A 23,715-nucleotide genomic window follows, 5' to 3' on the forward strand; every position below is an offset into this window, starting at 1 on the left:
ATGATGCGAGCGAAGGTCACAGCGACACCGGCAGCCCTTGAACTGATCGCCGAGATTGTCGCCGAGCACGGTCCGGTGCTGTTTCATCAATCCGGCGGCTGCTGCGACGGCTCTTCCCCGATGTGCTATCCGCGTATCGGCTTCATCGTGGGCGACCAGGACGTGCTGCTCGGCCACATCGGCGACGCGCCGTTCTACATCGGTGCGTCGCAATTCGAGGCTTGGAAACATACCGATCTCATCATCGACGTGGTGCCGGGTCGCGGTGGCATGTTCTCGCTGGATAACGGGCGGGAGAAGCGGTTCCTGACCCGGTCGACAATCTGCACCGCATAGGCGAAACCTGCCGGTTTGATTTCGAGCAAGGAAGGCACCGCAGCAATCTCTACCTTCCGAAGATGATCCTCAATCTGCTCATCGGCACCGTCGTCATTAGCCTTACGGTCCTGGTTCACACCTTTGGTCTGATCGTGGTCACACATGCGATGGGGCACCTGGTCGCCCGGTTTCGCATGCACGGGCGCCGCAGCCGCATCGTTGCGATGATCAGCGTGGTGATGGGGCTCTTTGCCATCATGACCACAGAGGTGTGGCTCTGGGCAGGACTATACCGGTTGCTCGATATCTTTGCTGACTTCGAAACCGCGCTGTACTTTTCCACCATCACCTTCTCGACCGTCGGCTACGGCGACATTGTGCCCGCTCACGCATGGCGCGTCCTCGCGGCTCTAGAGGGCGTGAACGGATTTCTTCTGATTGGCTGGTCGACCGCCTATCTGATCGCGGCCGGCACCCGCATTGGCCCATTCAAGGCCGGCGAGCACTTCTGAACTGGTGATCGTTCAGACCGCTACGGAATGCCTGGCTGTACCGGTTTCGAAATATTTGTCGAACTTCGCCGCGATGCTTCTGACAAAGGGCCGGCTTTCCGCAGGCACGACGAAGCGGTCACCATCAAGTTCAAGCAACCGCGCAGGACCATGAAGAGCCGTGGAACTCGCCTCGAGGAGAAGTCTTTGGCCGGCTTCGCCAAAGCGCTCCACCAGCTCAATCGCCGAGAAGGCGAAGTCACACATCAATCGCTCGATGATCCAGCCGCGAACACGGTCGTCGTCGGAAAGCGCGATACCCCGAACAGCGGCCAGCCCGCCATCAGCAACCATGCGTCCATACTCGGCGGTCGAAGGCATATTCTGTGCATAGGCCTGGCGAAACTGGCTGATGGACCATGGGCCGAGGCCGATCAATGTCTCGCAGCGGTCCTCGGTGTAGCCTTGGAAGTTCCGGTGCAAAGTCCCGGCGCGGGCCGCAAGCGTTGATCGATCAGCTCGAACTGTAATCAAACAGATTGGCGCGGCCGCAAGAACGCCTCCTCAACAGTGGGTCTTGCGATATAGCGGTCTACAACTCGAACCCCGAACACGTTCGCCAATTGTTGACGTATCCAAGAAGACCCTGAGGCATAGCGAGGATTGCTATAGCTCACCTGTCGTGGCATAATGAGTTATAGAAAGGTGCTCTATAACTCATGGTATGGAATTGGGAGCAGGCTGACTGGCCGCATTTTACCTACGATAAGAAGGTATTGGAACCGCTGGAAAGCGAGTTCCTGTTGCGATCGGGCGAGTTCCTGGGCGTCTTTCGTCATGTGGGTGCCAACGATCGCGACCAAATCCGCATCGACCTTATCAGCGAAGAGGCCTTGAAGACATCCGCGATTGAAGGGGAATACCTCAACCGCGAGAGTCTGCAATCATCCTTACGCCAGCAACTTGGCCTGGGAAGCGAGATCAGGCACATTCCGCCGGCCGAGCGCGGCATCGCTGAAATGATGGCCGATGTTTACTTGCATTTCGCCGATACACTCTCGCACCGCACCCTCTACGCTTGGCACAAGATGGTGATGTCGGGTGAGCGGGGTATCGGGACCATCGGCAGCTACCGCCAGCATGCCGATGCTATGCAAATCGTTTCCAATCGGCTGGATAAGCCCAAAGTGCATTTCGAAGCGCCGCCGTCGGCCCGGGTGAAGACCGAAATGGACGCCTTCGCGGCTTGGTTCAACGTAACCGCGCCCAAAGGCAAGATACCGATTCCGGCGTTGACGCGTGCCGGAATCGCGCACCTTTATTTCGAGAGCATTCACCCGTTCAACGATGGCAACGGGCGCATAGGGCGTGCCCTCTGCGAAAAGGCGTTGGCGCAAAGCCTGGGTGAGCCCAGTCTCATCGCTTTGGCGTACACGATTGAACGCCACCGCAAGGCCTACTACGACAATCTCGAGGCCAGCAACAAGAGCAACGCGATTACGGATTGGCTGCGCTACTTCGCTAAAACGATCCTTGAGGCGCAGCGCGTAACGCTTGCCCGTGTCGAATTCTCCGTCGCCAAGGCCAAGTTTTACGAACGCTACCACGGTCACTTCAACGAGCGACAGGAAAAGGCCATCACCCGGATGTTCCGCGAAGGTATAGATGGTTTCAAGGGCGGTCTCAGCGCCGAGAATTACATCGCCATCACTCAGGCATCTCGCGCGTCAGCGACAAGAGATTTGCAGGACCTCGTTGCCAACGGTGCACTGATTAGAACTGGCGAACGACGATACACACGTTACGCATTGAACACTCTTGCTGGCCGAGCGTAAACCACAACAGGGACAGAAGAAGCGGGCTGTCGAAGAGCCTGCCTGCCTGGACCGTCAGCACCCAGTAGAAGCCGAACAGCGGGCGAAGCTGATGTTCGACCACCAGCGCGTGGATGAAGGGCAGAAATCGGTTTGATTTGTTCGTCTATGTGACGTACATTGTCTGCGAAACATAGACTATGACAGGAGTGATCCCAATGCCGCGCAAACAGCCCCAGATCGAACGAGAGACGCCCAACCGCGTCGAACGCCTCGGATTCCGGTTGGATGAAGAGACTAAGGATCTCATCGAGCGGGCAGCGCATCTGTCACGACGCAAAGTCAGCGACTTCTGCGTCACTGCGCTCACTGACACCGCGCGCCGCACGATCGCCGAGCATGAGACGTTGGTGCTGTCCGATCGCGACCGCGCGGCATTCTTCGACGCGCTGGTCAATCCGCCAGAGCCGAGTGAGCGGCTGGTCCGCGCCTTGGCCGAGCACAAGCGCCGGGTCGCGTCCTGAGCATGGCGGCGTCTCGGCCAGATTTGAAGATCGAGGCGCTCGCGTCGCATCACGACCGGGACGGCTTTGCCTGCGGCGTCGACAGACTCGACCGTTATCTCCGGACGCAGGCAAGCCAAGATGTGCGGCGCAAGGCGAATGGGGTCTTCATTCTAGTGGAGCCTGATAAACCGGATGTCGTGCTGGGCTATTATACGCTTTGCGCAACCAGCCTTGCACAGGGCGACGTGCCGGCCGCCGCGCGCAAGCACATCCCGCGCTATCCGCTGGTCAGCGCCACGCTGATCGGACGGCTGGCGGTCTCGGAAGCCCGTCAGGGCGAACGCCTGGGTGCGATGCTTCTCGCCGACGCCGTGCGGCGCGCCTATGCGAGCGCGGCCACAGTCGGTTCCTCGATGCTGGTGGTGGATGCCATCAGCGAGCGCGCCGCTGCCTTCTATGAGGGAAACGGCTTCGTGCGGCTGCCGGACTCCCTCCGGCTCGTCCTACCGATGCACGCAATCCAGCAACTGGTGGAGCCATGATCGACGCAGCACCTACATCGCCTAACGCGGAGCCTTCGCCGTCGGACCGCGACGGGTTCGGCCACCCTGTGCTTTGCCGAAGCCCTCAGAAGCATCTCGCACACCCAGTAAAAAGACCCTCTTTCGTCGTGCTACGGCGCCCTGTCAGGTGCTCTGTCGCCCGGGCAGCCGAAGCCGGGCGACAATTTCTCAAACATCGCGTCACAGCATGCCCTGTTGCCTCTTCGACAAAACAGAACCGAAAGAAGGGAGAACTTTGTGTGCAGCGAGTGTGCACGTCGCCCTCTAAACACTGGTTCCTATCCTGATGCCGAATCTATCACTTGATACCTCAGAGTACCCTGAATGATCCAAAGGAAATTCGGCAGCGGCATGGTCGGCCTTCAAAGTCCCTTGGCCGGGAAGTTGGTACGGATAGTCGGAATCTTGCAACACCCGTTTCCGAACTGGATTTTGAAGCCGTGAATGAGCGGCTATGATGAACGTGCCGAATGCAAGCAAGGTCGCGGAGGCCTCGAACAGTCGGCTTTAGAGGAGACTACGTCGATGACGAACATTCGCGCCCTTGTCCTTGAACGCCAGCACGAACTCAAGCTGCGTGAGATCGATCTGCCACAGACCGTCGGCGCGGGCGAAGTTCGCATCAAGATCCATACGGTGGGCATCTGCGGCTCGGACGTGCACTACTACACGCATGGCCGCATCGGCCCGTTCGTGGTCGAAGGGCCGATGGTCTTGGGCCACGAAGCCGCCGGCACCGTCGTCGAAACAGGGGAAGGCGTCGAGCATCTGAAGGTCGGCGACCGCGTCTGCATGGAGCCGGGTATCCCCGATCCCAATTCGCGGGCGAGCCGGCTCGGTCTCTACAACATTGACCCAGCTGTCAGATTCTGGGCAACGCCGCCGATCCACGGTGTGTTGACGCCCTATGTCGTCCACCCCGCCAACTACACATTCAAACTGCCCGACGATGTCAGCTTCGCCGAAGGCGCCATGGTGGAGCCCTTCGCTGTCGGCATGCAGGCGGCTGCCAAAGCAAAGATCGCGCCGGGCGACACGGCGGTGGTGATTGGCGCAGGGCCGATCGGCACGATGGTGGCGATCGCGGCACTCGCCGGCGGGTGCGCCCGCGCCATTGTTGCAGATTTCGCCCAACCCAAGCTCGACATCGCCGGCGGCTATCAAGGCGTAATCCCGGTCAACGTCCGCGACAAGAACCTGGCGGCGGAAGTAAAGCGCCTGACCGATGGCTGGGGCGCCGACGTGGTGTTTGAATGCTCGGGCTCGTCCAAGGCGTGGGAGACCCTGCTCGATCTGCCGCGGCCCGGTGGCGCGGTAGTGGTGGTCGGCCTGCCGGTGGCGCCGATCGCATTCGATGTCGCCACCGCCTCGACCAAGGAAGTCCGCATCGAGACTGTGTTCCGATATGCCCACCAATATGAGCGGGCAATCGCGCTGATGGGGTCGGGCCGGGTCGACCTAAAGCCACTCATTTCGGCGACCTTCCCCTTCGAAGATTCCATCACCGCATTCGACCGCGCAGTCGAAGCCCGGCCCGCGGACGTAAAGCTTCAGATCCTGTTGCAGGATTAAGGGGAGTTCCAAAAGCGCCCGGGTTGTCCTCCCGATCTCCTCGATGCTTTCGTAGCCTTCCGGGCTGCCAAAATTGGCGGCGGCCCAGAGCGCGTTTGAGGCTGGTGCACGGCATTTGCCGGCGGCGTTTCCTCCAAAAATAACTCCATACCCGGCGATCACGGCATCCTCTGGGACCACGAGCAAATCCCTTGAGCGCTGACGGAACCGACTTGACAATTCGGCGGGCGTCCGACACGTTCTTAACAAAAGGCACAACAAACTTACAAAAGTTCAAGTTGGCACAATCTGGCCGACAGGGAGAAGGCCGATGCGTCTGTGTGACCGAGCGGAGATTTGCGCGTGAGCACGGTGACCGTGACCCGCGAAACGCCCAGATGGGCCCTGCCCCGGTTCATGACGGCCGAGCATCCTTTCCCCTGGCTCGCGCCGATCACGGTGATGCTTCTCGTTTTCGGCATCTATCCCCTCGCCTATTCGGTTTGGCTGTCGTTTCACAAACGCAATGTCGTCTCCCGGCAGCTCGACTTCGCCGGGCTCCACCAATGGACGCGCGCCTTCTCGGATGCGCGGATGTGGCATTCGCTGGAAACCACGCTGATCTACACCTTCGTCGCGCTTGCGGTTCAGCTTGCGCTCGGCATCCTCATCGCGCTTCTGCTTGACACCGATCGCAAAGGTTACGGCGTGCTGCGGGCGCTGATGACCCTGCCGCTGGTGGTGCCGCCTGCGGTGACCGGAATGATGTTCCTGCTGATGCAGGACGGCTCTTTCGGCGTCCTGTCGTTCTACCTCTATGCCCTCGGCCTGATCTCGCCGGCACAGCCGATCCTGACGCAGCCCGGAACCGCATTAGCGGCGATCCTGCTGGCAGACATATGGCAGTGGACGCCGTTCATGGTGCTCATCATCCTGGCAGGGCTCAGGGCGCTGCCGAAGGAGCCTTTCGAGGCAGCCGCGATCGACGGCGCCAACGGCATCCAGACGTTCTTGCGGCTCACATTGCCGATGCTGCGCAAGGTGATAGCGGTCGCGGTGCTGATCCGCGGCGTCGATCTCTTTCGCATCTACGACTACGTTTACATCATCACCGCAGGCGGGCCTGGCACGGCCACCGAGACGCTTTCATTCTACGCTGGCCGTATCTACTTCACCGGAGACTTTCCCTATGCCGCGACCCTGTCGCTGATCGTGCTCGTCGTCTTGATCGTCGTGTCGAACCTCTTCGTCAGGCTGTTCAAGGTGAGGTTCTGATGGAGTCGTCGCGCGCCCAAACGATCGCCCGTGACGTGCTCGCCGTGCTAGTGGTGGCGATCTTTATGTTCCCGATCGCGTGGTGGGCCCTGTCGTCCATCAAACCCTATTCGGCGATCTTCGACCGCAGCGGACCGGTTTACACCGGTTTCACCCCGACGCCGGACAACTACCGCGTGACGTTGCTTGGCGTCTCACGCGTCGACATCGGCATGGAACAGGGCGGCGAGGCGGCCGGGGTCATCAAGGGGGGCGCCAGTTCCTACGATTCCCGCCAGTCGTTGCTCGACAGCGCCATCATAGCCGTCGGATCGACAGCGCTGACGCTGCTGCTGGCGACACTGGCCGCCTATTGCCTGTCGCGAATGCAGTTCAGCGGCCAGCAGTCCTTCCTGTTCTGGATTCTCTCGCAACGCTTCATGCCGCCAATCGCGATCGTCATTCCGATCGTTTTCATGTTCCGAGATCTCGGCTTGCGCGATACCTATACGGGCCTCGTCCTCGTTCACAGTTTGATCAACCTGCCGCTGGCGGTTCTGCTTTTGAAGTCGTTCTTCGACGATGTTCCGCGCGAGGTTGATGAGGCGGCGCTTATTGACGGCGCGACGCGCTGGCAGACGTTCCGACGCGTGGTCCTTCCCATGGTCAAGGGCGGCATCGCTGCGACGGCCGTGCTGTGTTTCATCTTTTCGTGGACCGAGTTCCTGCTCTCACTGTTCCTGACAACGTCGATCCGCACTGTGCCGGTGAAGATCTCGACCTTTGTCACCTCGACCGCGACCGAGTGGGGCTACATCACAGCGCTCGGCACGTCCGCGATCATACCCAGCTTCATCTTTATCCTGCTGGTTCAACGGCATCTGGTCCGCGGCCTCACCCTCGGATCGCTGAAGGAGTGAGGCGCAGACGAGAAGAACGACGACAAAAACGCAATGGAGGAACGATCATGAGCTTCAGTGAACACGACAAGAAGACATTCGTCGCCGATACCTGCAATGACTTTACGGCGCGCCGGATAACCAAACGCGACTTCATGAGGAAGATGGCGCTCGCTGGTATCGGCTTTTCCGCCTTCGGATCGGCCATGCTAGGTGGTGGCCGCACCAATCGGGGGATGCTGGGCCTCGGGGTTGAAGAAGCCCGCGCCCAGGACGCCGATATGCTGAAGTGGCTGGCCGACGTCGGCAAACCATATGCCGGCACCAAAATCCGCTACACCTCGGAGGCGACGCCGCCAACGATTGTTGCCAACCAGCTAGTCGCGGGTGAATTCACCAAGGCAACCGGCATTGAGGTGGAAGTCGAGATCGTGCCGCTGGAGCAGGTTCTCGCCAAGGCGACGCAAGACGTACAGGGCCAGCTTGGCACCTACGACGTCTACTATCTCGACCAGTCCTGGATGGCGACATTTGCCCAGGATGTCGTCGATCCGCGCGAGTATTACGACCAGAACAAAGACCTGGCGATGCCCAACTTCGACTGGGACGATTTCTCCAAGCCGCTGGTCGACGGCATCGCCATGTACAACGGCAAACAGTGCGGAATTCCATTCGATATTCCGATCTTCATCCTGATGTACCGCAAGGATCTTTTCGACAAACACAACATTGCGCTGCCGACTGACCTCGACGCCTACCTCAAGGCCGTGCAGGCGCTCACAGAGGCAGAAAAAAGCAACGGCATCTTCGGCACCGCGTGCCAGGCGAAGTCCGGCCACTATTCGCTGGAATGCGACTGGACCTTCGCATTGTGGGGCCATGGCGGTTCGATCTTCAACAAGGACAAGAAGTTTGTCGGCAATGACGAACGCGGCGTGGCCGGGCTGCAATTCTATCAGGAGCTGGTCAAGAACTCGCCGCCCTCGGCGACGACTTGGACGTGGGACGGTCAGGGGCAGGCGCTGACACAGGGACAAGCCGCTATGGCAATCACCTGGGGCGAAGATTTCCCCGGCTTCGACGCCAATGATTCCAAGGTCAAAGGCCTGTTCGAGGCCCTGCCCGCGCCCAAGGAGGTTCCTGGCCGTCGCGCCGCCGCCGATTGCGGCTTCAACGAAATCCCTGCCGTCGGTCACCAGGGCGGCTCGACGATCTCGCTGTCGCAATATTCCAAGAACAAGGAAGCGGCATGGCTATTCATGCAGTGGGTCTGCTCGAAGGATGTGATGGCGCGGGTATCGACGCTCGGCGGCGGCGCCTCGCCGATGCGCAATTCCTCTTTTACAGATCCTCGGGTCAAGGCGAAGGCCGTTGTCGGCCCCGGAACGACACGCCATTTCGACGCGATCAAATACACGATCGACAATCAGATGGGATCTGAGCCGGACATGCCGATCTGGGCGGATCTGTCGAACAACGACATTCCGGTTGAGCTCGGCAAGTTGCTTACGGGCCAAGACTATGGCGGCGATGCCAAGGCATGCCTGGATGCCATTGCCGGCATTGTCGACGGCAAAGTCAAGGACGCCGGTCTTTAGTGGGTAATCGGTGATTTGGGCGAAGGCGGTTTCGACCGCCCTCGCCCGTTGGCAACGTGGCGGCAATGGTTCCTGATCTCGTCATCGGCATTGATTCCTCGACCTCGGCAACCAAGGCGATCGCCTGGGACCGCAACGGTCTGGCCGTGGCTGAAGGTCGTGCACCGCTTGCGCTGTCGAACCCGCGTTCGGGCTATTTCGAGCAGGATCCGGCCGAATGGTGGGCCTCGACGGTCACGGCGCTTCGTGCTGTCGCGGCAACAGTTTCGCCGGCACGCATTGCCGCCCTTGCGATTGCCAACCAACGCGAGAGCTTCGGCCTTTTCGACGAGCAGGGCCAGGCGGTCGGGCCCGCAACGCTCTGGCTCGATGAGCGCGCCCGGCGGAAGGCACACCGCTTCGGCGAGAGCTTCGGCGCGGCACACGTCCACGCAATATCCGGCAAGCCGCTGGACGTCATTCCTTGCCTTTACCGCATGATCTGGTTCCGCGAGCAAGAGCCCGAGATTTTTGCCCGGGTGGAGCGGATGGCCGAAGTCCACGGCTATCTGGTCTTTCGCTTGAGCGGCCGGTGGGTGACGTCCACCGCATCCGCCGACCCGATGGGCATACTCGATATGCGAGCTATGGACTGGTCGAACGATATACTGGAGGCAGCGGGCGTCGCCCGGCGCATGATGCTGGATCTGGCGCGGCCCGGCACCGTTCTGGGCCAACTGACTTCGGAAGCGGCCATTTCGACGGGCCTGCGCGAGGGCACGCCGATCGTCGCCGGCGGCGGCGACGGTCAATGCGCTGGCACGGGCGCGGGTGTGTTGCAGCCGCGATGCGCTTACGTCAACCTCGGGACGGCTGTCGTCTCCGGCAGCTTCGGCATCGACTACGTCCATGATTTGGCCTTCCGCACAGAGACGGCGGTCGCCGATGACGGCTATATCTACGAGACGTGCCTTCGCGCCGGCACTTTTCTTGTCGACTGGATGGCGCGCGAGATGCTTGGCGTCGATCTGCATGGCGCAAATGATGCCCTGGAGACGCTCGAGGCCGAAGCCGCTGCCAGCCCGATCGGCGCAGGCGGCATAATGCTCCTGCCCTACTGGCAGGGCGTCATGGACCCACACTGGGATAGTGCGGCCCGTGGTGTGATTGCCGGGCTTTCGGGCTCTAGCCGCCGCGGCGACATCTATCGCGCCGTGCTGGAAGGCATAGCGCTGCATCAGGCCGCGACAAGTCAGCGGGCGGCTGCGGCCGCCGCCCAGACCATCGACCAGTTCATAGCGATCGGCGGAGGAGCGAAGTCCGACCTGTGGATGCAAATTCTGGCGGATGCACTCGATCGTCCCATAAAGCGTTCGACGACCGTCGAAGCCTCCTCGCTTGGCGCGGCGATGGCGGCGGCAAAGGGCGTGGGCTGGTTTTCCACCATCGCCGAAGCGTCGCTCGCAATGGCCAGCGAGCCGGCCAAAACCTTCGAACCGGACACGAAACGGGCCGCGCTCTACGCCGAACTTCTTGCGATCCATGCCGATCTTTGGCCAACGCTTTCAGCCTGGAACCAGCGCCTCGCGGCCTTCATGGAGGCCGATCATGGCTGAAACGACCAACTGGAACGCGTTGATCGAGGACGTTGTCGCGGGACGCTGGACAGATCCCAAGACCGGCGCGGCCGCGGTCCTGCCGTTCAAGACGATCGAACTGCTGGAGACGACGGAGGGCCGCGAGTCGGATCTCGTTGCGCCCCTGGCGCTAGGCAGCCGCATCGCTGTTGTGTCGGATATCAACACCGTCGATGTGATGGGCAGGCGCGTCGCGAAGGCGCTGCGTGCCATCGCCGACATCGATGAAATCGTGCTGCCTGACGGCCTCGACTGCGATGAGGCAATGATCCAGATGGTCAGGAAGAAGACGCGTCACGCCGACGGGGTCGTGGCCGTCGGGTCGGGCGTTCTCAACGACGGCTGCAAGCATGCAACCTTTCTCGACGAGCGGCCCTATGCCGTCTTCGGCACGGCCGCCTCGATGAATGGCTACGGCGCCTCGACAGCGTCGGTGACCTTGGCCTCCGGGCTCAAGATCTCGCTGCCCTCACACGCGCCCCGGGGCATCTTCCTGGACCTTGGCGTGTCGGCCGCAGCGCCCGCCTGGCTCAGCGCTGCCGGGCTTGGTGACAGCCTCTGCCGCTCAACCGCCCAGATCGACTGGTGGGCTTCGCATCGGCTGTTCGACACTTACTATTCTGAGGTGCCCTACCTGCTGCAGGCGGGCGATGAGGAGCCGATGCTGGCCCATGCGCCTGGCCTTGCCAGGCATGACGTCACCGCAGTCGGGCATCTCCAGCGCGTCCTGACGCTGTGCTCGACGGGCGTGTGCTTTGCCGGCGTTTCCCATCCCGGGTCCATGGGAGAGCACCAGATTTCCCATTGGGTCGACATGTTCGCGGGAGAGCGCCATCCCGGCACCACGCATGGTCAGCAGGTTGGGGTTGCCTCGCTGGTCATGGCGCGTCTGCAAGCGCGGCTGCTGGACATGAAAGAGCCGCCGCAGGTGAAGCCGACCGCCATCGACGAAGCGGCGATGCTGGCACGCTATGGAGCGCAGCTTGGACCACTTTGCATTGCCGAGATGAAGAAGACGGCACTCGACGCCAGCCAGTCGGAAATCTTCAACCGCAGGCTTGCGGAAATCTGGCCGGCGCTGCGCCAGGAGGTTCGGCCCATGGCAATGCCGGTCGCCCGCATGGAGGCAGCACTCAAGGCTGCGGGAGGGCCGGTCACCGGCGCGGAACTAGGCCTGCCGCGAGCGCTTTGGCACGACGCCATTCGCTATTCGCGGGAAATCCGCGGTCGATGGTCCTTCATCAATCTGGCCGCCGATGCGGGACTCTTGGAAGAGTTTCTGGAGAGCGAATGGTGAGAGCGCATCCGATCGCCAATAGCTCGCATAGCGAAAATGCGATCCAACCGGCAAGGGCAATCGAAGGGTAGCAATTTATGGCGTCTGTCACCATCAGCAACATAAAGAAGGACTATGGCGCCCTCTCGATTATCGATGGACTCGATCTCTCGATCGAGGATGGCCAGTTCGTCGTTCTGTTGGGGCCGTCCGGCTGCGGCAAGTCCACGCTGTTGCGCATGATAGCCGGTCTCGAGCCCATCACATCCGGTGAGATCGCCATAGGCGACAGGGTCGTCAACACGCTCCATCCCAAAGACCGCAACATCGCGATGGTCTTCCAGAATTACGCGCTTTATGCGCACATGACCGTCTTCGACAACATGGCCTTTTCCATGCAGTTGAAGAAACGCCCAACCGAAGAAATCAAACAGAAGGTCGGATGGGCGGCGGCGATCCTCAATCTGACCCCCTATCTGGAACGGTACCCTCGCCAGCTTTCGGGCGGCCAGCGGCAGCGCGTCGCCATGGGCCGCGCCATCGTGCGGGACCCAACTGTGTTCCTGTTCGACGAGCCGCTGTCCAACCTCGACGCCAAGCTGCGCGTGCAGATGCGCACCGAAATCAAGGAGCTCCACCAGCGGCTGAAGACCACCACCGTCTATGTCACGCATGACCAGATCGAGGCCATGACCATGGCCGATGTCATCGTCATCATGCGCGACGGCCATATCGAGCAGATCGGGCGCCCGCTCGATGTCTACGATCGCCCGGCAAATCTCTTCGTCGCCTCCTTCATCGGCTCGCCCGCAATGAACATGTTCCATGGCGAGGTGGCTGCCGAGCGCGACGTCTGGGTGGTGCGGACCGACGAGCTATCGCTCCCGCTGCCGCCAGGGGCTGCGGTCCGGCCCGGCCAAAAGGTGATCTACGGCATTCGCCCCGAACATCTTCGACCAGTGGCCGACGGGCGCGGCATTCCGGCGAGGATTACGGTTGTCGAGCCGACTGGCCCCGAAATCCACATCTTTGCCAGCATGGGCAACATCGCGATCTGCGCGGTGCTGCATGACCGCATGGAGCTCGCTCCAGGAGCTGTGATCCATCTGGAGCCGGCGCCTGAGCGAATCCACCTGTTCGACCAAGGTAGCGGCGAGCGGCTGGACAAGGGAAGAAGTTGAATGGCGCGGATCCTCATCCTCGGCGCCGGCGTCATGGGCTCTGCCATGACGCTTCCGGCCGCTCACGCTGGTAACCGCATCACTCTTGTCGGGACCCATCTCGATGAGGAGATCGTCGGCTCGATGGCCAGCACAAGTCATCACCCACGCCTCAACATCACTCTGCCTGATGTGGTAACCGCCTGTTCCTGGACCGAATTCGGGGCGGCGATGAACGATGGACCCGATCTGCTTGTACTCGGCGTCTCGTCGGCCGGCATTCCTTGGGCGATCGACCGCATTGCAGAAAGCATCAAGTCGCCCGTGCCGATACTGATGATTACGAAAGGACTTGCAGCAAGCGACGAAGGCGTGGAAATCCTGCCACATCTGCTTGCCCGCGAGATCGAGCAACGCACTGGCTTGTCTGTCCCGGTCATGGCCGTCGGCGGACCGTGCATTGCCGGCGAACTGGCGGCACAGCGCGACACCTCTGTGATCCTGGCCGGGCACAATCCCGACCAGGTGGCCGCGGCGTCCCGCATTCTGCGCGCGCCTTTCTATCATGCGCGATCGTCATCCGATCTCGTCGGCGTCGAGATCTGCGCTGCGTTCAAGAATTTCTACACACTCGCCGTTGGGGCTCCCGTCGGGCTGCTCGAGCGCGACGGCAAGGCGCCCAATGGCGCGCTCATGCACAACCTGGCCTCGTCGCTTTTCTCGCAGTCCCTCGCCGAGATGGCGATTCTGGTCGAAGCTCTGGGTGGAAAGGTCGAAACGGTGCTGGGGCTGGCCGGCTCCGGCGATCTTTATGTGACCTGCCAGGCGGGCCGTAACGGTCGCATGGGGCGCCTGCTCGGCCGCGGCCTGCCCTATTCGGTGGCGAAGCGCGAACATATGAGTTCGGACACGGTCGAGGGCGCGCAACTGGCGCTGGACCTTGGTCCGACTTTGAAGAATATGATGGCCCGGGGTGTACTTCCGCACGATCGCCTGCCGCTGACGAGGGCCATCATCGACGCGATTTGCCATGATGCTCCGCTGGTTTTGTCCTTCGACCGCTATCATCGAGGCTAGCGGAGCCGGGAAACTCGATTGATACCTCATCTCGATGAGCACATGGCTCCGCCGAGCCGCTCTGGACCCGCTGCCGCGGAGTGGACAGGATGATCTGATGGAGAAACCAGCACGAAAGAAACGCGACGGCCGCCAAGCCGTAACGAGTTCCGTCACGTCCGATCGCGAGGAAGGGCTGCTCGTGCGCGCCGCCTGGCTTGCTTATGTCGGTGACCTCACCCAGGCGCAAATCGCCAAGTCTCTTGGCCTGACACGCCTTCGCGTCAACCGGATGCTGGCGCATGCCCGTCAGCGGGGGATCGTTCAGATTCGCATCAATTCCAAGGTGGCGAACTGCATCGAGCTGGAGAACCGGCTGCGGGACGCCTATGGCGTTTCCGACCCAATCGTGGTTCCGACACCGCCCGATCCTGCCCTGGTGCCACAGGTGATCGCAGCCGCTGCCGGTGAAGCCCTGTCGCATAGAATCCGTGACGGGATATCGGTGGGCGTGGGATGGGGACGGACGCTGCAGCTTAGTCTGCGCTCAGTGACCGTGCGCCCCGTCAAAGGGATGTCGGTCGTTTCCCTGCTTGGCGGGCTCACACGTGGATCGGCGATCAACATCTACGAGATCGCTTCCCGGCTCGCGGCGCTCTTCGACGCCGAATGCTTCTACATCGCAGCACCGGTGTTCACGGATACGGAGGCCACGCGCGATCTGCTTATGCGCCAGTCAATTCTGGAAGATGCTTTTACTCATGCCCGCGACGTTGACGCCGCTTTCGTTTCGGTGGGCGCGGTGCACAAGGACGCCACCATCTTTCGGATCGGACTGGTAGGAGACGATGATCTCAGATCGCTCCGCGAAGCCGGAGCCGTCGGCGATATTTGCGGCCACTGGATCGGCGCCGACGGACAACTCGTCGATCACCCGCTAAACAGCCGTGTCATCGGCCTCGCCCCCGAACATCTGCGGGACGTCGACACTGTGATCCTGCCCTCCGGCGGCCTCGACAAGGTTCCGGTGCTGCGCGCCGTGTTGCGTCTGGGAGTCGTCGATGTGCTGATCACCGACGAGAAAACCGCTGAGGCGATCCTTGCGGAAAAGCCGTAGCGCAGACTGACCTCTACCAGCAGAGCGGCTCGCGAGTGATCGCTTCTTCGCGTCACAGAACCTCGTGGATTTCCTCGATCGAAGTCTCATCGATCCGCTTGTCGAGAACGATCTCACCGCGCGCCATCGCCACGACCCGGTCACAGCATTCGAAAACATGATGCATGTTGTGGCTGATGAAGACGCTGGTGATGTTCTGGGCCTTGAGGGCGCGAACGAAGCCGATCACCTTTCGCGTCTCCTTGACCGAGAGATGATTGGTCGGCTCGTCGAGGATCATGACTTTCGACTTGAAGTGCATGGCCCGGGCGATCGCCACGCCTTGGCGCTGGCCGCCCGACAGTTCGCCGACCAGCGCATCGGGCGACCTCAGATGCAGATCGACGTCGGCGATCGCCTTGACGCTTTCGTCACGCATGCGCTTCTGGTCCAGGATGCCGATGCCGAAAACCGAGCCCTTCACCGGCTCGCGTCCGATGAAGACGTTGCGGGCGATGGTCATGGTCGGGACCATCGAATTGTACTGGTAGATCGTCTCGATGCCGCGATCCATGGCGTCGCGCGGGTTCGAGAAGCGGACCGGTTCACCTTCGATCCTGATCTCGCCGCCATCGGGCTTTTGGGTGCCTGACAGGATGTTGATCAGCGTCGATTTGCCGGCGCCGTTGTCGCCGACGAGGCCCAGCGCCTCGTCTGGATAAATGTCCAGAGTGACGTTCTTCAAGGCGTGGACGCCGGAATACCATTTCTGGAGTCCCTTGATCGCGATGATGGGTGCCGCCATGATCAGGTCTCCACCTTCATTGCCCTGCCCCGCTTTCGAAGCCAGGCGTTCACGACGACCGCGAAGATAGTCAGGAAGCCGATTGCCATCTTGAACCAGTTGGCGTCAACCTGGCTCAGCACCAGTCCGTTGTCGATGACGCGGATCAGGGCAGCCCCGATGATGCCGCCGAAGACGGTGCCGATGCCGCCAGCCAGCGAGGCGCCACCGATGACGGCAGCCGACACGGCTTGCAACTCCAGCCCCTCGCCGATCGACGGCAGCGGCGCGCCGAGCCGCATCACCTGAATGGTGCCGGCAAAGCCGGCGAGCACCGAACAGATCATGAAGCAGGCGACCTTCACCCGGGCCGTCGGGATGCCCATCGACTGGGCGGCGGGCAGAAAGCCGCCGGTGGCGCGCACCCAGTTGCCGAAATTCGTGCGCGACAGGAGCACCGTCACCAGGATTGCCACGGCGACAAACCAGAAGAACGACATGCGAAAGAGGTCGCCCGGTCCCACATAGATCGTAAACAGCCATTTGGGCAGAGCGTTGGCTGGGATAACAGGAGGGAAGCCACCGGAGATTACCACCGTCAGCGAACGCGCGATGAACAGCATGCCAAGCGTGGTGATGAAGCTTGGTATCGCGAAACGAATCGTTATGAACCCGTTGAAGAAGCCAATCAGGGCGGCGATCGCGAGCCCGGCGGCAAAGGCCGGCGCGAACGGCACGCCTGCCGCCAGCATCACCGCCATGGTCATCGGGGTCAGCGCAAATACCGAGCCTACGGAAAGATCAAACTCGCCGCATATCATCAGCAGGGTCACGCCGATCGCGACCAGCCCCATTTCAGGCAGCAGCCCAAGCATTCCGCGCACGTTCTGTGTGTTCAGAAATACGCCGTTCGAGCGTATCTGAAAGACGAGGAGGAGGAGGAGCAGGAATACGACCGCGGCAAGCTCCGGCTTCTCCAGATAAATCTTCATCAAGCGCTTCATCATTCGCTCCGGCCTGGATTGTTGGCGCTGGCTTGCCGCATCGGCAAGCGGGATGGCGGCAGTCTGTCTTCTCCCGCCCTTGACGGGGAGATGTGGTGGCAGGATGAGGGGTGGATCTAAAACGCCCAAAGGCCACGCGGCCTGCCCCCCACCCTTGCCCCCCTCCCGTAAAGAACGAGGAGAGGACGCCGGCTTCGCCGCCTACCGCACGCCTTGTGCGGCCAGTTCCTTGAGCTTTGGCACGTCTTCCTTGACGATGATGCCTTTGCCGGTGTCGATGTCTGCCGGCAGCAGACCGACGTTCTTGGCGAGATAGGCTTCCATCACCGGCATGAAGCCCTGCATGTAGGGCTGCTGGTCGACCTGGACCTGGATGTAACCCGCTTCCATCTGTTGCAGGACTTCCGAGACGATGTCGAAGCCGCCCATCAGCACCTTGCCCGGCTCGATGCCGCGATCGACCAGGACCTGGGCCACGTAGGCATGCCAAAGGCCGGTGTCGAAATACACCGTGGTGTCCGGGTGGGCAGACAGATAGGCGCCAACACGATCGGCGACGACGGCGCCATCTGTGCCGGTGTCGAGCCGTTCAATGACCACTTCGCGTCCGGCATTCGCGGCCTTGTATTCCTCAAGGAACTTCATGACGCCGGCAGCGCGCTGTTCCGACCAGTTCTGACCGGGCGCGGAGACGCCGACGAGCGCCCTGATCTTGCCTTCCTTGGGGAAGAACTCGGACATCTTCTTGCCGAGTTCGTAGCCGGCGGGAATGAAGCCCTGGCCGATGAAAGCCTGGCGGGCATTGCCGGCTGCACCCTCGGTGTCGTCGACGTTGGACGCGATGACCGTGACGCCGGCAGCGCGGGCGTCGGCGATGATCTGGTCGAAGGCATTGTTGTCGACGATCGAGGTGATCAGCGCGTCCGGTTTTGCCGCGAGTGCCGCCTGCATGTTGGCCGATTGTTGCTCGATCGAGCCTTCGGTCTGCGTGAAGACCATCTGGCAATTGGCCTGGATCTTGGCGCAGGCGTCGTCAAACCCCTTCTTCACCGCCTGCCAGAACGGGTTCGACGCCGACGAATGATGCGTGAAGACGATGTTCATCGGCTCCTGTGCGCGTGAGCCGATTGCCGAGCCTCCAGCCAGTACTGCTCCCAAGGCTGCCGAGATAAGTAGCTTCTTCATGGTTCTCCTCCGTAGAAAGCTGCTTCAGGTTCATTTTCAGAGAGTAGATGCGTCAGTCACCTGTCGAAGCGCCGTGAAGGCGCGATCGATCTCCGGGTTCAGTTCCATGCCGAGGCCCGGTCCGGGAGGCACGGTGATCATGCCGTTCTTCACCTGCGGCAAAGCGGTCACAAGGTCGCGGTACCAGGTCTTGTAAAAGGCCCTGACACTCTCCTGGACAAGCGCGTTCGGCGCATTCAGTGACAGGTGGGTCGATGCGCCGAGCACGACTGGACCGGTGCAGTCATGTGGCGCGACCGGCAGGTGCCATGCTTCAGCCATGGCAGCGATCTTGCGCGCCTCCGAGAGCCCGCCGCACCAGCTGATATCAAGCATGATGACACCGGCCGCTCCGGTTTCGAGAAGGTCGCGGAAGGCCCACCGGGAACCGAGCGTTTCCGAAGCCGATATCGGCGCCAGCGAAGCCTCGGCATAGCGTTTCAGGCTGGACAGGCTGTCCATCCTGATCGGATCTTCGTGCCAGAAGGTCTTGTAGGGGGCAAGCTCGCGAGCGATCTGCATGGCCGGCAGCAGCTGCCACATTGAATGGAATTCAACCATGATGTCCATCTTGTCGCCGACCGCATTGCGGATTTTCTCGAATGGCGCCAGCGCGGAATTCAAGTCGGGCTGCGATATATACTGGCCGCGCGTTTTCTCGGCGGCCATGTCGAAGGGCCAGATCTTCATGGCCGTAATGCCTTCCTCCAATAACGAATGCGCCAGTTCGTCGGCGCGGTGAAGGAAGCCGTTCAGATCATCATAGGCGTCGCCGGGCTTATCGAGCCCGTAGTTGGCCGTCGTCTGCCCGGTGGCCTTCTTGATGTATTCGGTTCCGGCACAGGTGTTGTAGGTCCTGATCTCGTGCCTGGTGAACCCGCCGAGGAGTTGTGCGATCGGCTGACCCGTCGCCTTTCCGAACAGATCCCAAAGCGCGATATCGAAAGCGGAATTGCCCCTGACTTCCGCGCCCGTCGACCGGAAACCGAGATACCCGACGAGGTCGGCGGCAAGCAGGTCGATCTGCAAGGGGTCGCGCCCGATCACGCACGGCGCGACATATTCGTGCAGATAGGTCTCGACGGTTTCAGCCATGAAGAAGGTCTCGCCCAGTCCCACGAGGCCTTCGTCCGTGTGAACCAGGACCCAGAGAAGGTTCGGCCGCTCCTCGAGCCGCAGCGTTTCCAGTTTCGTGATCTTCATTGCGCCCCTGCTCCTCAGGCGATGCCGGCCGCCAGCAGGGCCTTGACGCTCTCGTCAAAATGCCTCGCCATCAGGTCACGCGCCGACTGGGGATCACCGGTCTCGATTGCTTCGGCGAGGTCGATATGGATCTGGATCATCGCCAACTGCTCGGCATCCGAAGGGCGGGTCCGCCAGCCGATCGGCCAGGTCTGGCGCGATACGCGCTCGAACGCGCCGACGATGAGGCTGAAAACCGGATTCTTCGCAGCCTTGGCGATTTCGAGGTGAAAGGCGAGATCGTGCTCCATGACCTGTTCCGGCCGCTGGAAATTCTCGCGCATGGCGAGCGCGTGCGTCCTGATCCTTTCCACTTCGTCGGCTGTTCTGCGCAAGGCCGCCAGCATGGCGGTGCGGGTCTCAATCGTGCGGCGCACGTCGTAGATTTGCTGCACCGTGATCTGCTCGGTGTGGACGCCATGCTCGATCACCAGTGACATGGCGCCATAATCCAGCTCGGCGACGGTAGCCCGTCTGCCCGCCCTCAGGTCGATAAGCCGCATGGCGGCGAGCGAGCTGAAGGCCTCGCGAACCACGGTACGCGAGACGCTCAATTGTCTCGAAAGCGCGGCCTCGCTGGGCAGCCGGTCGCCGGGCCCGAGCTCATGCGCGCGGATATGGCGCGTGATCTCGCCGATCGTATTGCTGACCAGGCTCGCTGCGTCGGAATGTTTTGCGGATGCGGCCGTGCTCACGCAATCTCCAGTTCAGGAGTCGGCAAACCTGTCTGGCAGGTTTTCCCAGATATGTTGATAGTACCTAGGAAAGCTGTATGTCAATCGAGTCTTCGCCGGCAGACCCTCGGCATCATCGCCGGGGAGATCGATGACCAGAGGCTTGCATGACCGATGCTGTTGACGCGACCGATACCGGTCGGCCGGGTGCGGGAGCCTGCGTGATGGAACAGCGATCATCGCGCTTGGGTAGGGCAGACATTCTCGTCGTGAACACTGGCGGGCGGCCGACCATGCCGCCCGAAAATATCTCGGCGGACAATTCACTGATATTTCGATCGACGCACCCCATATGAGCGGAAAGAGTGTCACTTGAGGACTTGCCTATGCTGATTTCGCGTTGGGGACGGTTTGCAGTTTTGTTTGCGGGGTTGTTCCTGGCATTTTCCATGGTCGCTGTGGATCACGCCGATGCGCGCCGTGGCGGCAGCTTCGGCAGTCGCGGCATGCGCACTTTCCAGCCGGTCCCGCCGACCAGAGTTGCGCCGCAACCGGCCGCACCGGTCGAGCGCTCGATGTCGCCGAATGCGGCAACGAACAATGCGGCCCGTCAGCCGCAGGCATTCCAGCGCCCGGGCTTCTTCAACGGCCTCGGCGGGTCGATGATGCGGGGGCTGCTTCTTGGCGGTTTGATCGGCGTTCTTCTGGGCCATGGGTTCGGCGGCTTGGCCGGCATGTTGGGTCTTTTGCTCCAAGTACTGCTGTTCGGCGGCGCGATCATGCTGGCGATCCGCTTTTTCCGCTCGCAATCGGCCTACAACCCAGCGCCCGCTACGGCTGGAGCCTTGCGGGGCGCAGGGAATTTTGGGCGAAACGCAGCAGCCCGGCCCGAGCCGAGCAACGCCACAGCTTTCCCTATTCCAGGCATCGGGTCAGGATATGGCGGAACGAGCCAAGCCAACGCTTCCGATGAGATCACGCTCACCAAAACCGACCTCGACACGTTCCAGCAACGGCTGACGGAAGTTCAGGAGGCGTTCGGGCGTGAGGACCACGCTGCATTGCGCCGCTTGGTGACGCCCGAGATGGTGTCCTATCTGTCCGAGGAGCTTGCCGACAATGCCAAAAAGGGCGTCAGGAACGACGTGTCGGAGGTCAGCCTGTTGGAGGCCGATATTGCGGAAAGCTGGCGGGAGGGTGATCGCGACTACGCGACGGCCGCTTTGCGCTATGAGTCTCGCGACGTGACCCGCGATCGCGTCAGCGACAAGATCATTGAGGGCCAGGCCGATCAGCCGACGGAGACAACCGAACTGTGGACCTTTACGCGCCAGGCCGGGGGTGACTGGAAGCTTGCCGCAATACAGCAGCCTGGCTGATGTGCTTGCCTTCATTGAGATATCTGCGCAGAGGTTGTTCAGGTTTCGCGCTACCACTCGAAGGCCAGCGCCCTTTTCGCGCGCTTGATCAATCCATCACGGACTGATGAGGTAGCTCACCAGGGCGCGCCGCCGTCGCCTTGGGCCGGTCGGTCAATCGAGTCTTTAGCACATCGATGAGGCTGATTGTGATGGCGATCACCGCAGGTCCGAGGACAAGGCCGGATGCTCCGAACAAGACGATGCCGCCGACCGCGCCGATAAAGGCCACCACCGTGTGGAGGCGCAACCGGTTCCCGACAAGCATCGGATAGAGCAGATTGTCGATGCCGCCGACGATGACGCCGCCCCAGACGGTCAATATCGCCGCACTGGCCCAAGCTCCCTCCAGTGCGAGATAGACCGCTGCGGGCACCCAGATCACAAATGCCCCGAGCACGGGCACGATGGCAAGAAGTCCCATGACAAGGCCCCAAAAGACTGGCGTCGGCAGGCCGAGCCACCAGAACATCAGGCCACCCAATGTTCCCTGGACGGCGGCGACGAACACGGTGCCGAGTAGTGTTGCATGGACGGTCTCCGCAAAGCGGGACAAGATGTAGGCTGTCTCCGGAGCGCGCAGGGGCGACAGGCCCGCGACGGCTTGCAGGCCATGTTGGCGGTCGCGCAGAAAATAGAACAGAAGATAAAATGTCAGGCCGAACATCGCGACCTGATAGATGGAGCCACGCAACAGCGATGTGCTTTGTCCCGTCAGCCATTGTATGAATGCGGCGACTGAGCCGGCCGGATCGAATTCGTTCTCGATCCATTGGGCAATGGCCGAAAGCGTGGGGTAGCCAGACATGAAGCCGTCTGCGTCCCAACCGCGGATGACCTCCTCCAGATAAGTCGCTCCGTTTACCGCCTCGCGAACGAGCTGTTGTGCGACGAGTGCCAGCGGCAGGCCGACGGCGATCGCCGCGACGCTTACCGATATCAGCGCTGCCAGGTTTCGATTTCCGACCCGTCTCTCAACCCACCGGTGAGCCGGAGACAGAACGATTGCCAGGACGAGCGCCCAGGTCAATGCCGGCAAAAAAGGCAACGCCAGCAGATAGCAGACGTATAGACCGATCGCCGTCGCTGCCACGACGCCGAGCAATCTCAATTGTTTTACATCCGGCATCTGTTTCACGTCGGCATCTCTCGCTTTGTCGCAAGCCCAGCGAGCGTAATGGTTTTCCCGAAGAAAAGGCAGGTCGGTTGCCGTACCGTTTCGGTCAGGCCGCCGGTGAGGCGCTTCGAGTGACCTTCAGGGATTTTGACGGCATGCAAATCGAACCTGATATCGCTCGCCTGCGCTTTGACGGCCTTTCAGCCCGTCTGTGACTGGCAGATGGGGCTTGAACAAAAGCGACGACAGGAAAGCGTTTCAGAACTCCCACGGAGATGTCAAAACGAGTCCTGCCGTCTCGAATTCAGTCAGATTGCGCGTGGCGAGGCGGCCACCGTTTACTCGAGCGATCGCCGCGATCATGCCATGGGGTGCCGACATGCCGCGTCCCTGGCGAGCAGCAGCACCCATAATTTCCCCGTAAACCAGCGCAGCTTCTTCCGTCAGACCGAAGATGCGGTCTGCGAAACGCCGGCGCCAGTCGGACAACCCTTGCTTCAGCCGTTCGGCACGCTGATCCGGTCTTATCTTCTGGATGGGGAAGGCGATCTCGGCAATCGTCACGGTCGGAAGCGCGAGTTCGGTATCGTATCGGATCAGCCAGGCAATGACTGCCTCGTCTGGGGTCTTTTTCAACGTTTCGGAAATGACGTTGGTATCGACGAAGATCAAAGCTCGACGCCTCGATTCGGCCGGCGACTCTCGCGGATCACCGCCTCAAGGTCGATGTCTGTGCCGGATTGCTCTGAAAGACGCAGATAGAAGGCAGAAGCAGGCTCACGACCGGCCTCGCGGACCTCGTAGCATTCGAGGGCGCGCTCGACCACCTCCGCAATCGAGCGGTTTTCACGGCGGGCAAGCCGGTGTGCAAGATCACGCGCCTTAGCGCTGCGGACTGAGAGTTGTGGCTCGGCCATATCCGACGCACCGTTATATAGGCTCATTTGGCTCCCCGCCAGGGCGAGAGCCCAAATGTCAAAGTTGATATGGCGGACGCCGAGAGCGATACCCGCGGAGATATGCTCGCAATGTTGGACGAGTTTCCCAATCAACC

The 23,715-nt window shown here is 61.3% G+C and carries 24 protein-coding genes and 1 pseudogene; 16 read left to right on the forward strand and 9 right to left on the reverse strand.

Annotated features, from left to right (window positions below; translation table 11 throughout):
• The first annotated feature begins 3 nt into the window (after positions 1-3).
• Together NKI18_RS15785 and NKI18_RS15790 are read left to right on the forward strand one after the other, a co-directional pair.
• Positions 4-336, forward strand: coding sequence for a DUF779 domain-containing protein (locus NKI18_RS15785; protein ID WP_352455633.1), 333 nt, complete (start codon positions 4-6; stop codon positions 334-336).
• 62 nt (positions 337-398) lie between these two features.
• Complete coding sequence (locus NKI18_RS15790; protein ID WP_352620273.1) at positions 399-830, forward strand: potassium channel family protein; 432 nt, start codon at positions 399-401, stop codon at positions 828-830.
• 12 nt (positions 831-842) lie between these two features.
• On the opposite strand, the pseudogene NKI18_RS15795 reads toward NKI18_RS15790, so the two are convergent.
• A pseudogene (locus tag NKI18_RS15795) lies at positions 843-1,325 on the reverse strand (oxygen-independent coproporphyrinogen III oxidase); the annotation flags it as partial.
• Positions 1,326-1,528: 203 nt separating this feature from the next.
• Here NKI18_RS15795 and NKI18_RS15800 point away from each other — a divergent pair.
• From NKI18_RS15800 to NKI18_RS15860, 13 genes are all read left to right on the forward strand, one after another.
• Positions 1,529-2,644: a Fic family protein gene (locus tag NKI18_RS15800; RefSeq protein ID WP_352620271.1), complete on the forward strand. Its 1,116-nt coding sequence runs from the start codon at positions 1,529-1,531 to the stop codon at positions 2,642-2,644.
• Positions 2,628-2,780, forward strand: coding sequence for a hypothetical protein (locus tag NKI18_RS15805; RefSeq protein ID WP_352455515.1), 153 nt, complete (start codon positions 2,628-2,630; stop codon positions 2,778-2,780). The genes NKI18_RS15800 and NKI18_RS15805 overlap by 17 nt, the downstream gene beginning before the upstream one ends.
• A 61-nt stretch (positions 2,781-2,841) precedes the next feature.
• The gene (locus NKI18_RS15810; RefSeq protein ID WP_352455514.1) at positions 2,842-3,147 is read left to right on the forward strand and encodes a type II toxin-antitoxin system TacA family antitoxin; all 306 of its coding nucleotides are present in this window, start codon (positions 2,842-2,844) and stop codon (positions 3,145-3,147) included.
• Positions 3,148-3,170: 23 nt separating this feature from the next.
• Positions 3,171-3,671 (forward strand): GNAT family N-acetyltransferase, encoded by a 501-nt coding sequence (locus NKI18_RS15815; RefSeq protein WP_352620269.1) that lies wholly within the window; start codon positions 3,171-3,173, stop codon positions 3,669-3,671.
• Between the two features lie 546 nt (positions 3,672-4,217).
• Positions 4,218-5,264 (forward strand): NAD(P)-dependent alcohol dehydrogenase, encoded by a 1,047-nt coding sequence (locus tag NKI18_RS15820; RefSeq protein WP_352620268.1) that lies wholly within the window; start codon positions 4,218-4,220, stop codon positions 5,262-5,264.
• Positions 5,265-5,606: 342 nt separating this feature from the next.
• Positions 5,607-6,518, forward strand: coding sequence for a carbohydrate ABC transporter permease (locus NKI18_RS15825; protein WP_352620266.1), 912 nt, complete (start codon positions 5,607-5,609; stop codon positions 6,516-6,518).
• Complete coding sequence (locus tag NKI18_RS15830; protein ID WP_352620264.1) at positions 6,518-7,417, forward strand: carbohydrate ABC transporter permease; 900 nt, start codon at positions 6,518-6,520, stop codon at positions 7,415-7,417. Before NKI18_RS15825 ends, NKI18_RS15830 begins: the two co-directional genes overlap by 1 nt.
• 47 nt (positions 7,418-7,464) lie before the next feature.
• The gene (locus tag NKI18_RS15835; protein WP_352620262.1) at positions 7,465-8,994 is read left to right on the forward strand and encodes an ABC transporter substrate-binding protein; all 1,530 of its coding nucleotides are present in this window, start codon (positions 7,465-7,467) and stop codon (positions 8,992-8,994) included.
• A 65-nt stretch (positions 8,995-9,059) separates the two neighbouring features.
• A complete protein-coding gene (locus NKI18_RS15840; RefSeq protein ID WP_352620260.1) occupies positions 9,060-10,589 on the forward strand; it encodes a xylulokinase in 1,530 nt (509 codons plus the stop codon).
• Positions 10,582-11,907, forward strand: coding sequence for an iron-containing alcohol dehydrogenase (locus tag NKI18_RS15845; RefSeq protein ID WP_352620258.1), 1,326 nt, complete (start codon positions 10,582-10,584; stop codon positions 11,905-11,907). The genes NKI18_RS15840 and NKI18_RS15845 overlap by 8 nt, the downstream gene beginning before the upstream one ends.
• Positions 11,908-11,984: 77 nt before the next feature.
• Positions 11,985-13,067 (forward strand): ABC transporter ATP-binding protein, encoded by a 1,083-nt coding sequence (locus NKI18_RS15850; protein ID WP_352570961.1) that lies wholly within the window; start codon positions 11,985-11,987, stop codon positions 13,065-13,067.
• Positions 13,068-14,123: a hypothetical protein gene (locus tag NKI18_RS15855; RefSeq protein WP_353020005.1), complete on the forward strand. Its 1,056-nt coding sequence runs from the start codon at positions 13,068-13,070 to the stop codon at positions 14,121-14,123.
• Between the two features lie 97 nt (positions 14,124-14,220).
• Positions 14,221-15,219 (forward strand): sugar-binding transcriptional regulator, encoded by a 999-nt coding sequence (locus tag NKI18_RS15860; RefSeq protein WP_352620256.1) that lies wholly within the window; start codon positions 14,221-14,223, stop codon positions 15,217-15,219.
• 52 nt (positions 15,220-15,271) lie between these two features.
• On the opposite strand, the gene NKI18_RS15865 is transcribed toward NKI18_RS15860, so the two are convergent.
• The 5 genes from NKI18_RS15865 to NKI18_RS15885 form a co-directional block, all read right to left on the reverse strand.
• Positions 15,272-16,003, reverse strand: a complete 732-nt coding sequence (locus tag NKI18_RS15865; RefSeq protein WP_352620254.1) for an ATP-binding cassette domain-containing protein — start codon at positions 16,001-16,003, stop codon at positions 15,272-15,274.
• A 2-nt stretch (positions 16,004-16,005) separates the two neighbouring features.
• The gene (locus NKI18_RS15870; RefSeq protein WP_352620252.1) at positions 16,006-16,986 is read right to left on the reverse strand and encodes an ABC transporter permease; all 981 of its coding nucleotides are present in this window, start codon (positions 16,984-16,986) and stop codon (positions 16,006-16,008) included.
• 201 nt (positions 16,987-17,187) lie between these two features.
• Positions 17,188-18,171, reverse strand: a complete 984-nt coding sequence (locus NKI18_RS15875; protein WP_292655806.1) for a sugar ABC transporter substrate-binding protein — start codon at positions 18,169-18,171, stop codon at positions 17,188-17,190.
• A gap of 36 nt (positions 18,172-18,207) precedes the next feature.
• The gene (locus NKI18_RS15880) at positions 18,208-19,413 is read right to left on the reverse strand and encodes a mandelate racemase/muconate lactonizing enzyme family protein (protein ID WP_352620250.1); all 1,206 of its coding nucleotides are present in this window, start codon (positions 19,411-19,413) and stop codon (positions 18,208-18,210) included.
• A 14-nt stretch (positions 19,414-19,427) separates the two neighbouring features.
• Positions 19,428-20,147, reverse strand: coding sequence for a FadR/GntR family transcriptional regulator (locus tag NKI18_RS15885; RefSeq protein ID WP_352570962.1), 720 nt, complete (start codon positions 20,145-20,147; stop codon positions 19,428-19,430).
• A gap of 368 nt (positions 20,148-20,515) precedes the next feature.
• Between NKI18_RS15885 and NKI18_RS15890 the strand changes: the two genes are divergently transcribed.
• Positions 20,516-21,505 (forward strand): Tim44 domain-containing protein, encoded by a 990-nt coding sequence (locus NKI18_RS15890; RefSeq protein ID WP_352620333.1) that lies wholly within the window; start codon positions 20,516-20,518, stop codon positions 21,503-21,505.
• A gap of 88 nt (positions 21,506-21,593) precedes the next feature.
• On the opposite strand, the gene NKI18_RS15895 is transcribed toward NKI18_RS15890, so the two are convergent.
• The 3 genes from NKI18_RS15895 to NKI18_RS15905 form a co-directional block, all read right to left on the reverse strand.
• Positions 21,594-22,673: an AI-2E family transporter gene (locus tag NKI18_RS15895; RefSeq protein WP_352620248.1), complete on the reverse strand. Its 1,080-nt coding sequence runs from the start codon at positions 22,671-22,673 to the stop codon at positions 21,594-21,596.
• Positions 22,674-22,919: 246 nt separating this feature from the next.
• The gene (locus NKI18_RS15900; RefSeq protein ID WP_353020007.1) at positions 22,920-23,333 is read right to left on the reverse strand and encodes a PIN domain-containing protein; all 414 of its coding nucleotides are present in this window, start codon (positions 23,331-23,333) and stop codon (positions 22,920-22,922) included.
• Complete coding sequence (locus NKI18_RS15905) at positions 23,330-23,578, reverse strand: plasmid stabilization protein (protein WP_352620331.1); 249 nt, start codon at positions 23,576-23,578, stop codon at positions 23,330-23,332. Before NKI18_RS15905 ends, NKI18_RS15900 begins: the two co-directional genes overlap by 4 nt.
• Positions 23,579-23,715: the final 137 nt, after the last annotated feature.

Source organism: Mesorhizobium sp. M0800 (assembly GCF_040320095.1).
In the GTDB taxonomy this organism is placed as follows: Bacteria; Pseudomonadota; Alphaproteobacteria; order Rhizobiales; family Rhizobiaceae; genus Mesorhizobium.